A 14451-nucleotide genomic window follows, 5' to 3' on the forward strand; every position below is an offset into this window, starting at 1 on the left:
GGGGATCGTCTGCCTCTGTCGGGCAGTGGTTTTTATAGTCAGCGCTTTACGGCAACGGGCATGTGCTGCTCCGCGCGTTTTTTCAGCAGGTCGAACACCGCGGGGTAGGCCGCACGTTCGATATAACGACCGGCGCCGCGCACCGCCCGCAGATCGCCATTGGCCCATACCAGGCGGCCCTGGCTGATGGTATGGCTGGGGACACCGCGCACGGTCTTGCCTTCAAAGATGTTGAAGTCGACTTTTTGATGGTGGGTTTTGGCGGAAATGGTGCGCGTGCCCTGGGGGTCCCACAGCACCAGATCGGCGTCGGCGCCGACCCGGATCGTGCCTTTGCGCGGGTACAGATTGAAAATCTTCGCGGTGTTGGTGGAGGTCAGTGCGACGAACTCCTGCATGGAAAGGCGCCCGGTGTTCACGCCTTCATCCCAGAGCACCGCCATGCGGTCCTCGATGCCGGCCGTGCCGTTGGGAATCAGGCTGAAATCATCACGCCCGGCGGCTTTTTGCTCGGCGCAGAAGCAACAGTGATCGGTGGCCGTGGTGTGCAGATTGCCGGACTGCAAGCCATGCCAAAGCGCCTCCTGATGCCCGCGAGGACGGAAGGGCGGGCTCATCACGTAGCCGGCAGCGGTCTGCCAGTCGGGGTTCTGGTACACGCTTTCATCCAGCAGCAAATGGCCAGCCAATACTTCGCCATACACCGGCTGGCCCTGACTGCGGGCGTAGGTGATTTCATCCAGCGCTTCACGGGTCGAGACATGCACCATGTACAGCGGCGTACCGATGGTCTGCGCGATGCGGATCGCCCGGCTGGCTGCTTCGCCCTCCACCTGGGAGGGGCGCGACAGCGGATGGGCCTCGGGCCCGGTCATGCCCTGGGCCATGAGCTTGCGTTGCAAGTGATACACCAGCTCGCCGTTTTCGGCATGCACGGTGGGCACAGCACCCAGTTCCAGGCAGCGCTCGAAGCTGGCGACCAGGGTGTCGTCGGTGGCCATGATCGCGTTTTTGTAAGCCATGAAATGTTTGAAGCTGTTGATCCCGTGGTGGCTGACCAGCTCGGCCATTTCTTCGCGCACCTGCTCGCTCCACCAGGTAATCGCCACGTGGAAGCCGTAATCCGAAGCCGATTTTTCAGCCCAGCCGCGCCATTGATGAAAGGCCTCCAGCAAGGACTGCTGAGGGTTGGGAATCACAAAGTCGATAATTGAAGTTGTGCCACCGGCCAGACCGGCAGCAGTACCACTGAAAAAGTCTTCGCTGGACACAGTTCCCATAAAGGGTAATTGCATATGGGTGTGCGGATCGATACCGCCGGGAAGTAAATATTGACCGCTGCCATCGAGCACTTCGCAGCCGGCCGGAACATCAAGATCAGTTCCAATTGCGCGGACTAGACCGTCAGCGCAATAAACATCAGCACAATAACTTTCATCATGGGTCACAAGCGTAGCGCCACGGATTAACAGTGACATACCGAGTTCCTCGCAGGCAGACCGGCTATAACCGGCTCTAAGTGTTGTTATTACGACCGCTGTACAGGATCGGTTCCTGTCACTGGTGTCAGGAATGAAATCTAGAGTGTTGTTGCTAAATGATCAAACTTTATTTTTAAAGCACTTATATTTATATAACTAACTGATTTATATATGTTTTTAATTTAAATCACCAAAATAGTGCACGGCATCACCATTTTGACGCACTTGACAGGATTCAAATATAGGCGAAGTTTCTTATGCTAAATCAGGCGCTTGAGGCCCTGAGCGAACGGGAGCTTAAAGCGGAAAATAAATAAGCGTGCACCGAGTTGTTTCGTTTTGTTATATGAAAAAAGAGGGACGAGTTAAAAGAGGGTCTTTAACGGGAATGAGTGTCATTTGCCTTGATGGTTAAAACCTTTTAAACCAGCCAGTTGCAAGTACCGAAAGCCGATAGACAGGGGGAGGCAACTAACACGGCACAGTTCTTGATTGTCGCTGCCAGAACCGGATTCACCGGACCAGGCAAGTGAGTCGCACTGTGTTATTGCGCAGCGCCTGTTACCAGAACACCAAAACAAGAGAGTGAACGAGCATGCAGCCAAGCAGATCACAAGTCACCGAACGTAACGGGTTGTTCGAACTGGAGGCCGGGACTGACGTTCTCGACAGTCCCCGATATAACCACGACATGGCGCCCACCAAAGTTCACGAGCGCACCTGGAACAAATGGCACATCACGGCGCTGTGGATCGGCATGTCCATCTGTGTGCCGACCTACACCTTGGGCGGCGTATTGACTGCCTACTTCGGGCTCAGTGTGGGCGAGGCGCTGCTGGCGATTTTTCTGGCCAATATCGTGGTCCTGATTCCGTTGACCCTCAATGCATTTGCGGGCACCAAGTACGGCATTCCCTTTCCGGTATTGCTGCGATCCTCGTTCGGCATCCTTGGCTCCAACGTTCCGTGCCTGATCCGCGCCCTGGTGGCCTGCGGCTGGTTCGGCATTCAAACCCTGTTCGGCGGCCTGGCCATTCACCTGTTCCTGGGGTCGGTATTTGAAGGCTGGAAAAGCCTCGGCGGCACCGGAGAAGTGATCGGCTTCATGGTGTTCTGGGCCCTCAATCTGTGGGTGGTATTACGCGGTGCCGAGTCGATCAAATGGCTTGAAACCCTGTCGGCCCCGCTGCTGGTACTGGTCGGTATCGGCTTGCTGGTTTGGGCGTTACCAAACGTGTCAATGACCGAGTTGCTGGCCCAGCCGCCCAAGCGCCCCGAGGGTGCCAGCGTGTACGGATACTTCTTTGCCGGCCTGACCGCCATGGTCGGTTTCTGGGCGACCCTGTCCCTGAATATCCCGGACTTCAGCCGCTACGCCAAAAGCCAGAAAGACCAGATTCTGGGCCAGATATTCGGTTTGCCCCTGACCATGTTTCTGTTCGCCGCGCTGGGGGTAGTGCTGACCGCTGCCTCGGAAAAACTGGTGGGCGTCACGGTGTCCGATCCGGTGAGCCTCATTGGCCACATCCAGAGTCCTGGCTGGGTGGCCCTGGCCATGGCCCTGATCATCATCGCCACGCTGTCCACCAACACGGCCGCCAACATTGTCTCGCCCACCAACGACTTCCAGAACATCGCGCCAAAACTGATCAACCGCACCAAGGCCGTGATGTTGACCGGTCTGGTGGGGCTGGCCTTGATGGCCCATGAACTGCTGAAAAAACTCGGCCTGCTGGTCTCTGACGTGAGCCTTGAAACCGTGTACTCCAACTGGCTGCTGGGCTATTCCAGCCTGCTGGGGCCGATTGCCGGGATCATGGTGGTGGACTATTTCATCATCCGTCAGCAAAAACTCGACCTTGAGGGGCTCTACCTCGATGGTGTGTACCCGGCCTGGAACTGGAACGGTTTCATTGCCTTCGGCGTGCCGGTTGCGCTGACCCTGTTGTCACTGGGCAGCAGCGCCTTCAGCTGGTTTTACGATTACGGCTGGTTTACCGGGTCGTTACTGGGGGCTGCGATTTACTACGGATTGTGCCGCCTGAGCCGCCCGCAGGTGACCGTGGTCAAAGGTGCAATTTGAAATTCCCCCCCATCAATTCTTATAAGAACTGCCTGAGGAAAACGCCATGAACGCTGTACAAGACCTTCAGCAGCAACGCCCGCAGTCCATCAATGGAGAGCGCCTCTGGGCCTCGCTGATGGAGCTGGCGCAACTGGGAGCCACAGTCAAAGGCGGGGTCTGTCGCCTGGCCCTGACCGACCTCGACCGTCAGGCCCGGGACATCTTCGTACGCTGGTGTGAAGAAGCGGGCTGCACGGTCAGTGTCGACGCGGTGGGCAATATTTTCGCCCGTCGTCCCGGGCTCAACCCGGACTTGCCGCCAGTAATGACCGGCAGCCATATCGATACCCAGCCCACCGGCGGCAAGTTTGACGGTTGCTACGGAGTGCTGGCGGGTGTCGAAGTACTGCGCACGCTCAATGACCTCAACATCGAGACACAAGCCCCGCTGGAAGTGGTGGTGTGGACCAATGAAGAAGGCTCGCGGTTTGCGCCGTGCATGATGGGCTCCGGGGTATTTGCGGAAAAATTCACCCTTGAAGAAACCCTGGCCAAGACCGACGCCCAGGGTGTAACGGTTGCCGAGGCCCTGAATGCCATTGGTTATGCCGGTAGCCGCAAAGTCAGTGGCCACCCGGTGGGTGCTTACTTCGAAGCCCATATCGAGCAAGGGCCGATCCTTGAAGACGAACGCAAAACCATAGGCGTGGTGCTTGGGGCTCTGGGGCAAAAATGGTTCGACCTCAACCTGCGCGGCGTAGAAGCCCACGCGGGGCCGACGCCCATGCACCTGCGCAAAGACGCCCTGGTCGGCGCTGCGGCCGTGGTGGCCGCGGTCAACCAGGCCGCCTTGAGCCATCAGCCCCATGCCTGTGGCACCGTGGGCTGCCTGCAAGCCTATCCGGGGTCACGCAACGTAATCCCGGGCGAAGTGCGCATGACTCTGGATTTCCGTCACCTGTTGCCGGAGCGACTGGACTCGATGATCGAGCAAGTGCGTGGAGTGATCGAAGCCACCTGCAAGCAGCATGGCCTGAGTTTTGAACTGACCCCGACTGCGGACTTCCCGCCGTTGTACTTCAACCCGGATTGTGTGGATGCGGTGCGCGACGCGGCCAATGAGTTGGGGTTATCCAACATGGACATCGTCAGCGGGGCAGGGCATGACGCGATCTTCCTGGCCGAGCTGGGTCCGGCGGGGATGATTTTTGTGCCCTGTGAGGGGGGGATCAGTCACAACGAGATCGAGAATGCCGATCCGGGGGATCTGGCGGCGGGATGTGCGGTGTTGCTCAAGGCGATGCTTGCGGCATCGCAGATAGTTGCGCAAACCCGCTAAGGGGTGTTGCTGGCGACTTTGGGATGCACAAACGGATATGTACGCGGTACCGCAGTTAAAACTGAGCGTACATATCCGTTCTATGTATCACGGCTTTTTACGGGTTTCGCCCTTACGGCGAGGCACTTTTGGCAAACGCCGAGTGTCGGACCATCCCAAAAATACTCAAAAGGTCTGTGCCCTACCATACGGCTGAGCTCGCCTCACTCCGGCGCTGTTGTGGGGGCACGCCGTGACGGGCCATCCATGGCCCGGCACGGCTGGCTCGGCGTCCTGCCTCGCCACCCCCACAACAGCACCTGCGTTCGGCCTCCTGTGATGGGCGTCTGCGTCGTTCCGGCTATCGAGTGGCGGCAGGGACATCGTTTTTAAAAGCAAAAAGCAAAAAGCAAAAAGCAAAAAGCAAAAAGCAAAACAGCGCCTTCAGGGGCGTTTTTGATCTGCTTTTGATCTGCTTTTGATCTGCTTTTGATTTGTTTTTGATCTTGATCTACTGGCCCCTTCGGGAGGCCGAGAGGAGGTTCTGCGTAGTGGTCCTCCCGGCATGGATGCCGGGAGAGCCGTGTTGGGCCATGGATGGCCCGTCACGGCGTGGCCACGGAGCGGGACCGGAGTGAGGGAACCTGAGCGCAGCGAAGGCCGTACGCTGGGGCAAGGCCTTTTTGCTTACTTTTGTGGCTGTTTGACAAAAGTGAGCCGCCGTAAGGGCGGAACCCGTAGAAAGCCGTGATACATCAAACGGATATGTACACGGTGGGATTTATAGATCTACCGGATACATATCCTGCACAGGCGTTTATCTGAAATACAGGTTTCGCCCTTACGGCGAGGTACTTTTGGCAAACGCCCCAAAAGTACCCAAAAGGTCTGTGCCCTACCATACGGCCGTGCTCGCCTAGGCTCGCCCGGTACCCTCACTCCGGCGCTGTTGTGGGGGCACGCCGTGACGGGCCATCCATGGCCCGGCACGGCTGGCTCGGCGTCCTGCCTCGCCACCCCCACAACAGCACCTGCGTTCGGCCTCCTGTGATGGGCATCCGCGTCGTTCCGGCTATCGAGTGGCGGCAGGGACATCGTTTTTAAAAGCAAAAAGCAAAAAGCAAAAAGCAAAACAGCGCCTTCAGGGGCGTTTTTGATCTGCTTTTGATCTGCTTTTGATTTGTTTTTGATCTTGATCTACTGGCCCCTTCGGGAGGCCGAGAGGAGGTTCTGCGTAGTGGTCCTCCCGGCATGGATGCCGGGAGAGCCGTGTTGGGCCATGGATGGCCCGTCACGGCGTGGCCACGGAGCGGGACCGGAGCGAGGGAACCTGAGCGCAGCGAAGGCCGTACGCTGGGGCAAAGCCTTTTTGCTTACTTTTGTGGCTGTTTGACAAAAGTGAGCCGCCGTAAGGGCGGAACCCGTAGAGAGCCGTGATACATCAAACGGATATATACGCGGTATTCATGGCCCGACACGGCTGGCTCGGCGTCCTGCCTCGCCACCCCCACAACAGCCCCTGCGTTCGGCCTCCTGTGATGGGCATCCGCGTCGTTCCGGCTATCGAGTGGCGGCAGGACATCGTCTTTAAAACCCAAAGCCAAAACTTATGCCAATGGCGGCGTCCGCGGCGGGATCAAGCGTTTGCTGCCGGTGGCTTCAAACGCCGCAGCAAATCGCAACAACGCCGAATCATCATAGGCCCGACCGGCAAAGGTCAGCCCCACCGGCATGCCAATATCCGCCATCACACCCATAGGCACCGTCACCGTCGGCACACCCAGATGCCGGATCGCCAGGTTACCGTTGGCAACCCAAACCCCATTGCTCCACGCAATATCCGCAGATACCGGATTCACATCCGCATCCGCCGGCCCTACATCGGCAACCGTCGGGAACAGCACTGCATCCAGACCCAGACCATCCATCCAGTCCTCCAGGTCAATCCTGCGGGTCTGCTCCAGACCGCGCAGGCCATCCGGCACGGTACTGATCCGGTCCCACGGGGTAATGCCGCGCTCGGCCATGCGCACATATTCATCCATGCCCGCCGCCAGTTCATCTTCGCGATTGGGCAAGGTTCCCGGGTCGTGGGGGAAGATCAGTGCACCGTCAACGTCTGCCAGACAGCCAAGTTTCGGATCACCATTGGCCCGCAGGAAGTCGTCAAACGCCCAGGCCGACAGCTCCCACAACTCATCATGCAAAAACTCTTTGGACACCAGACCGCGGGTAAACACGGTGGGTGCTCCGGGGCGGTCACCCTCGCAATTGGATACCAGCGGGAAGTCGACTTCGATCACTTCACCACCCCGGGCTTCAATGGCCTGACGCGCAGCTTGCCAGAGCTCGATCACCGAGGCCCGGGTAATGATCCGCTGGCCGGTCGGGCCGCCAATACCCGGTGCTTCGGCCGTGCCCGCTTCGGGGTCGGCATTGATGTACATGCGCGGTATGCCAAAGCGCTTGCCTGCCAGTGCGTCAGCGCCGGCATTGAGCTCTGCATAAGAGGCAGGGCGCACCGAGGCCACTGCCGGGATCGGTACCCAGGGCTGCAGGCGCCACAGATCACCACGGGTGTCCGGGTCTTCGGCCACGACCACGTCTAGTACTTCAAGCAGGTCGGCCATGGTTCTGGCAAACGGCACCACCACGTCCATGGTCGGGGTCAGCGGCCAGTTGCCGCGCACCGAAATCACTCCGCGCGATGGGGTATAGGCGCACAAACCATTGTTCGAGGCCGGGCCACGTCCGCTGGACCAGGTTTCTTCCGCCAGACCAAAGGCCGAAAAACTGGCTGCGGTTGCCGTGCCTGCACCGTTGGATGAGCCCGAGGCAAAGGGCGCGGTGAGGTAATCGGCGTTATACGGGCTCTCGGCCCGGCCATATACCCCGCGCTGCATTCCACCGTTGGCCATGGGCGGCATATTGGTCTTGCCCAGGCAAATGGCCCCGGCGCCACGCAGGCGTTCGATGGTAAACGCATCGCGATGGGCCACCAGGTCCTTGAAGGCGGGGCTGCCCGACGCTGCGGTCAGCCCTTTCACCAGATAGCTGTCCTTGGCGGTGTAGGGGATGCCGTCCAGAGGTCCCAGGGTCTGCCCCCTGGCCCGTCGTGCATCGCTGGCCTGCGCTTCGGCCAGTGCCTCAGGGTTGCGCACCACCACGGCATTGAGGGCAGTGGCTGTATCGGGCGTGTCATAGGCATCGATGCGGGCAAGATAAGCCTGCACCAGCTCAACCGCCGTTACCTGTCCGGACTCGAGCGCGGCGCGCAGTTGGGCGATGGGGACCTCGGTGACTTCAAACATGCGCTTACCGCTGGTTGCTGATGGGGGACGCAGAGCTTATCTAAAGTCGTACCTGCTCAGCCAGCGATGTGATGATAAACCCTGCCCGTTCCGGACCCATGCAGGAGCGAGCTTGCCTCGCGAGCTTTTTGCCGGGCCCATATTGAAGGCTGTGGCGCCGGTAGACCTGGCTACAACCTCTGCCAAAACGCATCGGCCTGGGGATTACGGTTATCCCGCCAGCGCACCAGAATCACTTCCAGATGGTCCGATTCCATGTCCGGGTACAAGCGCACCAGTTCCTGCCGCTCGATCAGGGGCGCGACCATGCTGTGGGGCATGCACGCCACGCCCTGGCCGCTGGCGACCATGGGTTTCAGGGCTTCGGATACGGTCGCTTCGAACACCTGCAGCAGGCGCTGTGGTTGTGGATGGCGGTTGATCTGGGTGCGCGACAGTTCATGCAGTTGCGCACTGCGCGAGTAACTCAACAGCGGGATCGGCGCATCGGTCTGCGCACAGTGCGCGGCCAGGGCCGGGGTGGCGACCCAGTACAGTTCGTCATGGCCCAGGGACTTGACCTCGAACTCGCTCTGACGGGAGTAGGGCGCAGTCTTGGCGTCGCGGTAGAACAGGATGAAATCGCAACGTCCCGACATCAGCGCCATGTAGTAATCATCGGTGCTGCGATAACCGGTATCGATCCGGGTAAACAGGGGCGCCTCAGGGCTGTTGAGCCGGCTGATCCAGCCCGGGAAAAAGTTGCAGGCCAGGGTGTGCAACGAGGCGAATGTCAGCGGCCGGTTCAGCACTCTTACGCTCTGCTCGCAGTCCCGGGCCATGCGCACCAGTTCCACGGCATTCGGCAGCAGGGCTTCGCCGGCAGCCGTCAGGCGCACCGGGTTGCGGTCGCGGTCCACCAGGGTCGCGCCCAGGTGGCCTTCAAGTAACTGAATGCGCCGGCTCAACGCCGATTGCGACGAGCCACGCATGCTGGCAGCCGCGGTGAACTTGCCGGTATCGGCCAGGGCGAGAAAGTCTTCATACCAGTCGATATTCATAGAGTTATTCCAATATTCGATAGGGCGTCCAGCATTGTGGATCAAGAGTCGCTATCCGGCCCGTGGCTCTGTCTTTATTGTGCCCATAACACGCCACCTGCCGTTGAACTGTGGTTGTCAGGCATAACAAGAAGAATTTTTAAAGGGGCAATGATATGCACAAATTGAATAGGGTGAAGCTTTTACTTGGAGCGCCCGTACTGGCACTGCTCGCCACCTGTGTCCAAACCGCCCAGGCAGGTGTGCTGGATAAAGTCAAAGCCCATGGCTCTGTGCGCTGTGGGGTAGCCGGCGACAAACCGGGCTTTTCCCTGATCGATGACAAGGGGCGCTGGACCGGCATGGACGTGGATCTCTGCCGGGCAGTGGCTGCCGCGGTGCTGGGCGATGCGGACAAGGTCGAGTACCTGACCACCACCGCCAAAAACCGCTTTACCGCCCTGGCGTCCGGGGAAATCGACATTCTGTCCCGCGCCGCGTCCTGGACGGCCGAGCGGATAGCCAACCTGGGGGTGGATTTCACCACCGTCTGGTTTTATGACGGCCAGGGCTTTATGACCCACGCCGCCGACGGCATCGAAAAACTCACCGATCTGGACGGCGCAACCTTTTGCCTGTCACCGGGCACCACCTCCGAGCAGAACCTGGAGGACTATTTCGGCCGCCGTGGCCTGACCTATAAAACCGTGGTCATCGAGAAAAGCCCCGAGCTGTACGCGGCCTTCCAGCGCGGGCGCTGCAATGCCATCTCCAACGACTCCTCGGGCCTGGCCGCACGCCTGGCGCTGATGAACAACCCCCAGGACTACGCGCTGCTGCCCGAAGTGATCTCCAAGGAGCCTCTGGGCGCTTTCGTCGCCCAGGGTGACACCACCTGGCGCAACATCGTGACCTGGACCGCCTACGCGCTGATGACCGGTGAAGAGTTGGGCGTGACCTCGGACAACGTCGACCAGTTACGCACCAGTAAAACGGCATCAACCGATATCGCCCGTTTGCTGGGGACTGAAGGCACCATCGGTCAATCCTTTGGCCTGGACAATGGCTGGGCATACCGCGCCCTCAAGCAAGTGGGCAATTACGCGCAGATCTACGACCGTAACCTCGGCCAGCAGACAGCCCTGAACATTCCCCGCGGGTTGAACCGCAGCTGGAAAGACCATGGCTTGATGTATGCACCGCCGATTCGTTAAGGGAATTACGCTTATGTCGACCCATCGTTCGCCCAATCTGCGTCTGTCCAGTGTGTTGCAGCAGGGGCTGGTACTGGCCCTGGTTGCGGCAGTCTTTTATTTGCTCGCCAGTAACGCCGCGTTGAACCTCAAACACCTGAATATCGCCTCGGGATTCGGTTTTTTATCTCAGCGTGCCGGTTACGACATCAGTTTCTCGCTGATTGACTACACCCCGGACGCGACCTACGCCCGGGCTTATCTGGTGGGCCTGCTCAACACCTTGCTGGTGTCGGTGCTGAGCATTGTGCTGGCGACCCTGCTGGGTGGCGCACTGGGCTTGGCCAGGGTCCCGGACAACTGGCTGATCAAGCGCCTGAGCGGCACCTGCGTCGAGTTTCTGCGCAATGTGCCGCTGGTGGTGCATCTGGTGTGGTGGTACGGGCTGGTCCTGGCGTTGCCCGGGGTCAAACACTCGGCTTCACTGGCCGGCGTGGTGTTTTTGAACAACAACGGCCTCACCCTGCCTTGGCTTGAGCAAGGCAGCCTGGTGGGTTGGGGCCTGACCTTGATGGCCCTGGGTACCTTGCTGGGCTATGGGTTTTGTCGAGTCAAGGATGCCCGTGCGCCGTGGCGCGGGTTTGCTTCCCGGCGCTGGCCGGCACTGTTGGCCGGGGCCCTGTTGCTGCCGTTGCTGGTGTACGTCTTGAGCGGGGCCCAGGTGCAGTGGGAGGTGCCGGTGCAGCGTGGCTTCGGCTTCAAGGGCGGAATCACTCTGGTACCGGAAATGCTCGCCCTGTGTCTGGCCCTGTCGTTCTACAGCGCCAGTTACATCGCCGAAATCGTGCGCGGCGCCATCGAGTCGGTTCATCGCGGCCAGTACGAAGCAGCCAGGGCACTGGGCTTCAAGTCCGGCTCAACCATGCGCCAGCTGATCGTGCCGCAAGCGATCTACCCGATGATTCCGCAGATCACCAACACCTACCTCAACATCGTCAAGAACTCCTCGCTGGGGGTAGTCATCGGTTTCATGGAGCTGGTGTCGTCCACCGGCGGCACCACCCTGAACCAGACCGGCCAGGCCATTGAGTGCATCGCCCTGGTGATGGGCACTTACTGCGCAATCAGCCTGGTGATCTCCCTGGGGATGAACATCTACAACCACCGTATCGGCCAGAGGGGGCACTGAACATGACTGCAATGAATCAAGCACTGACGCTGCCGTTGGCGCCGCCACGACTGCCCTGGACCCGGCGCGCGCTGACCTGGACCCGCAGCCAGCTGTTCCCCAGCGCGGGCCACAGTTTGCTGACCCTCGGGGTGATTGCACTGCTGTGCTGGTGCGTGCCCGCGGCCCTCAACTGGCTGGTTTTTGATGCCACCTTCGTTGGCGAACATGCCAGGGATTGCAACCCTGCCGGGGCTTGCTGGTTGCCGATAACCCAGCGCTGGAACCTGTTTGTCTATGGCTTCTATCCCCAGGCCGAACAGTGGCGGGTGACCCTGTCATTTGTGCTGGCGGGTTCGGCGTTCGGGCTGCTGTTTTTCAAGCGCCTGGACCGTCGCCTGCTCCTGGCTTACCTGGCGTTGCTGCCCATCGTGATGTGGTGGCTGCTCAAGGGCGGCGCCGGTTTGCCGGAGGTGTCTTCGACCAGGTTCGCCGGGATGCTGGTAACGGTGTTCCTCGGCACGGCCGGGATGATTTTCGCCTTGCCGCTGGGAATTCTGCTGGCCCTGGGCAGACGCTCCAAACTGCCGGTGGTCCGCCTGCTGTGCGTGCTGTACATCGAGCTGGTGCGTTCGGTGCCGGTGATCTCGCTGCTGTTCATGGCGTCGCTGATGATTCAGCTGTTCCTGCCGCCGGGTTCGGCTTTTGACATCCTGCTGCGGGTGCAGCTGGTGTTGATCCTGTTCACCGCAGCCTACATGGCCGAGACCCTGCGTGGCGGCTTGCAGAATCTGCCCAGGGGCCAGTACGAAGCAGCCCAGGCACTGGGCTTCGGCTACTGGAAAACCATGGGCCAGATCATCCTGCCGCAGGTGCTCAAGCAATCCATTGCGCCGTTGCTGACGCAGTTTATCGGCCTGTTCAAAGAGACCACGCTGGTGATGATTGTCGGCGTACTGGACATCGTGGGCATTGCCATGAGCACCGCCGTCACCCCTGAGTGGGTCGAGTACGGCCACGAAATCTATGTGTTCCTGGCGATTTATTTCTTTGTCATCTGTTTTGCACTGTCGCGCTACGCCCGACACCTTGAACAACGTATGGAGCAGAGCCGCTCATGATCAGCAAAGCCAAGTCCGATCCAGCCCTGATGGTGCGCATCGAGCAATTGAACAAATGGTTCGGTAATGCCCACGTACTGAAAAATATCTCCCTGAACGTCGAAGCGGGGGAGAAGGTGGTGATTTGCGGGCCTTCGGGTTCGGGCAAGTCGACCCTGATCCGCTGCATCAACCAGCTCGAACAACACCAGCAAGGCACAGTCGAGGTGCTGGGGGAGGAGCTCAATGGCAGCGTCAAGGGGCTGGAGCGCATTCGTCGTCAGGTCGGCATGTGCTTTCAGCACTTCAATCTGTTCCCCCATCTCACCGTGCTGAAAAACTGCACCCTGGCGCAAACCTCCAACCTTGGCGTGCCCCAGGACCAGGCCATCGAGCGCGCCCTGAGCCTGCTGGACAAGGTCAAGATGCGCGACCATGCCAACAAGTTTCCGTCCCAGTTGTCCGGCGGCCAGCAGCAACGTATCGCGATAGCCCGGGCGTTGTGCATGCAGCCCAAAGTCATGTTGTTTGATGAACCGACCTCGGCCCTGGACCCGGAAATGATTGCCGAGGTCCTGGAGGTGATGACCAGTCTGGCCCATGAAGGCATGACCATGATCTGTGTGACCCACGAGATGGGTTTCGCGCGCAAGGTCGCGGACCGGATTGTATTTATGGATCAGGGCGAAATTGTTGAAGAGGCCCCGCCCGAGCGGTTTTTCTCGGCCCCTGAATCCCCGCGAACCCAACGTTTTTTGAGCCAGATCATCAACCACGGAGTGCATGCACAATGACCCCTTCTATTGCCATGGCTTTGCACGGTGGCGCCGGCGTACTGATGCCCGGCATGCTGACTGAAGACGACGAACAGGCGATCCACCAGGCGTTGTTGCAGGCGCTCAAGGCCGGGGTTGCAGTGCTGGAGCGCGGCGGTAGCAGCCTGGATGCGGTGCAGGCCAGCGTGGTCGAGTTGGAGGAGTGCCCCTGGTTCAATGCCGGAAAAGGCGCTGTCTTTACCCACTGCGGCGATCATGAACTGGACGCCGCGATCATGAACGGCGCCAACCTGGAGGCCGGTGCAGTGGCGGGCGTGCACCATGTGCGCAACCCGATTTGCGGAGCGCGGGCGGTGCTTGAACACAGTGAACATGTGTTGCTGGCCGGTACCGGCGCCGATCTGTTCCTTTCCGAGCAAGTGGGGCTGGAGCATGTCAGCAACGATTGGTATGACACGCCCTTGCGTCGTCGGCAGTGGGCCGCCCAGCAACGGCAACCCGAGACCCTGATGCTGGAGCCGGGGGGCATTGAAAAGAAATTCGGCACCGTGGGCGCTGTGGCCCTGGACTGCAACGGGCATGTGGCAGCAGCCACCTCCACCGGTGGCATTACCAACAAGCGCTACGGTCGGGTAGGCGACTCGCCGCTGATCGGCTCCGGTACCTGGGCCGATGACCGCAGTGCCGCCATCTCGGCCACCGGGCACGGCGAATTCTTTATCCGCACCGTGGTCGCCCATAACATCGCGTCGCGTATCCGCCTGGTGGGATCGAGCCTGGACCAGGCCTGTGAGGCGGTGGTGCAGGGCGAGCTCAAGGAACTGGGAGGCAGCGGCGGCGTAGTGGCGGTATCCCCTTCGGGCGAGACCGTTCTGAGCTTCAACACCCCCGGCATGTACCGCGCCTGGCGGGATGCGGAGGGTGGTATGCACACGGCGATTTATGCCGAGGATGACCGCCTGCACGCTGTTTGACGCATACCGCCCCCTGTAGGAGCGAGCGTGCTCGCAAGCTCTTTGT

Annotated in this window: 10 protein-coding genes; 7 read left to right on the top strand and 3 right to left on the bottom strand. The window is 60.0% G+C overall.

The genetic code is table 11. The annotated features are described in order from the left end of the window. Positions 1–38: 38 nt before the first annotated feature. Positions 39–1478: a dihydropyrimidinase gene (hydA, locus tag WG29040_RS14245; protein WP_003442398.1), complete on the bottom strand. Its 1440-nt coding sequence runs from the start codon at positions 1476–1478 to the stop codon at positions 39–41. A gap of 598 nt (positions 1479–2076) precedes the next feature. Here hydA and WG29040_RS14250 point away from each other — a divergent pair. Further along, positions 2077–3564: an NCS1 family nucleobase:cation symporter-1 gene (locus tag WG29040_RS14250; RefSeq protein ID WP_003442400.1), complete on the top strand. Its 1488-nt coding sequence runs from the start codon at positions 2077–2079 to the stop codon at positions 3562–3564. Positions 3565–3610: 46 nt separating this feature from the next. Next, positions 3611–4885, top strand: coding sequence for a Zn-dependent hydrolase (locus tag WG29040_RS14255; RefSeq protein WP_003442402.1), 1275 nt, complete (start codon positions 3611–3613; stop codon positions 4883–4885). A 1586-nt stretch (positions 4886–6471) separates the two neighbouring features. On the opposite strand, the gene WG29040_RS14260 is transcribed toward WG29040_RS14255, so the two are convergent. Together WG29040_RS14260 and WG29040_RS14265 are read right to left on the bottom strand one after the other, a co-directional pair. After that, entirely contained in the window at positions 6472–8175 is a 1704-nt protein-coding gene (locus WG29040_RS14260; RefSeq protein ID WP_127196385.1) for an amidase, read from the bottom strand. A gap of 170 nt (positions 8176–8345) precedes the next feature. Next, positions 8346–9215 carry a LysR family transcriptional regulator gene (locus WG29040_RS14265; protein WP_127196386.1) on the bottom strand — a complete coding sequence of 290 codons (870 nt, stop codon included), beginning with the start codon at positions 9213–9215 and terminating at the stop codon, positions 8346–8348. A 155-nt stretch (positions 9216–9370) separates the two neighbouring features. Here WG29040_RS14265 and WG29040_RS14270 point away from each other — a divergent pair, with 155 nt between their 5' ends. The 5 genes from WG29040_RS14270 to WG29040_RS14290 are packed head-to-tail and all read left to right on the top strand — an operon-like array spanning position 9371 to position 14405. Next, positions 9371–10408 (top strand): amino acid ABC transporter substrate-binding protein, encoded by a 1038-nt coding sequence (locus WG29040_RS14270; protein ID WP_127196387.1) that lies wholly within the window; start codon positions 9371–9373, stop codon positions 10406–10408. A gap of 13 nt (positions 10409–10421) precedes the next feature. Continuing rightward, entirely contained in the window at positions 10422–11576 is a 1155-nt protein-coding gene (locus WG29040_RS14275; protein ID WP_127196388.1) for an amino acid ABC transporter permease, read from the top strand. Positions 11577–11578: 2 nt separating this feature from the next. After that, positions 11579–12676: an amino acid ABC transporter permease gene (locus WG29040_RS14280; protein ID WP_003445003.1), complete on the top strand. Its 1098-nt coding sequence runs from the start codon at positions 11579–11581 to the stop codon at positions 12674–12676. Beyond that, positions 12673–13449 carry an amino acid ABC transporter ATP-binding protein gene (locus tag WG29040_RS14285; protein WP_003445001.1) on the top strand — a complete coding sequence of 259 codons (777 nt, stop codon included), beginning with the start codon at positions 12673–12675 and terminating at the stop codon, positions 13447–13449. The genes WG29040_RS14280 and WG29040_RS14285 overlap by 4 nt, the downstream gene beginning before the upstream one ends. After that, positions 13446–14405 carry an isoaspartyl peptidase/L-asparaginase family protein gene (locus tag WG29040_RS14290; RefSeq protein WP_127196389.1) on the top strand — a complete coding sequence of 320 codons (960 nt, stop codon included), beginning with the start codon at positions 13446–13448 and terminating at the stop codon, positions 14403–14405. The genes WG29040_RS14285 and WG29040_RS14290 overlap by 4 nt, the downstream gene beginning before the upstream one ends. The last annotated feature ends 46 nt before the right edge of the window (positions 14406–14451 follow it).

It is taken from the genome of Pseudomonas sp. PAMC 29040, from assembly GCF_003994535.1.
GTDB lineage: Bacteria > Pseudomonadota > Gammaproteobacteria > Pseudomonadales > Pseudomonadaceae > Aquipseudomonas > Aquipseudomonas paraversuta.

Excerpts from the sequence above, each read along its gene's own strand:
- hydA (WP_003442398.1), bottom strand. The coding sequence starts at position 1,478 with ATGTCACTGTTAATCCGTGGCGCTACGCTTGTGACCCATGATGAAAGT.
- WG29040_RS14250 (WP_003442400.1), top strand. The coding sequence starts at position 2,077 with ATGCAGCCAAGCAGATCACAAGTCACCGAACGTAACGGGTTGTTCGAA.
- WG29040_RS14255 (WP_003442402.1), top strand. The coding sequence starts at position 3,611 with ATGAACGCTGTACAAGACCTTCAGCAGCAACGCCCGCAGTCCATCAAT.
- WG29040_RS14260 (WP_127196385.1), bottom strand. The coding sequence starts at position 8,175 with ATGTTTGAAGTCACCGAGGTCCCCATCGCCCAACTGCGCGCCGCGCTC.
- WG29040_RS14265 (WP_127196386.1), bottom strand. The coding sequence starts at position 9,215 with ATGAATATCGACTGGTATGAAGACTTTCTCGCCCTGGCCGATACCGGC.
- WG29040_RS14270 (WP_127196387.1), top strand. The coding sequence starts at position 9,371 with ATGCACAAATTGAATAGGGTGAAGCTTTTACTTGGAGCGCCCGTACTG.
- WG29040_RS14275 (WP_127196388.1), top strand. The coding sequence starts at position 10,422 with ATGTCGACCCATCGTTCGCCCAATCTGCGTCTGTCCAGTGTGTTGCAG.
- WG29040_RS14280 (WP_003445003.1), top strand. The coding sequence starts at position 11,579 with ATGACTGCAATGAATCAAGCACTGACGCTGCCGTTGGCGCCGCCACGA.
- WG29040_RS14285 (WP_003445001.1), top strand. The coding sequence starts at position 12,673 with ATGATCAGCAAAGCCAAGTCCGATCCAGCCCTGATGGTGCGCATCGAG.
- WG29040_RS14290 (WP_127196389.1), top strand. The coding sequence starts at position 13,446 with ATGACCCCTTCTATTGCCATGGCTTTGCACGGTGGCGCCGGCGTACTG.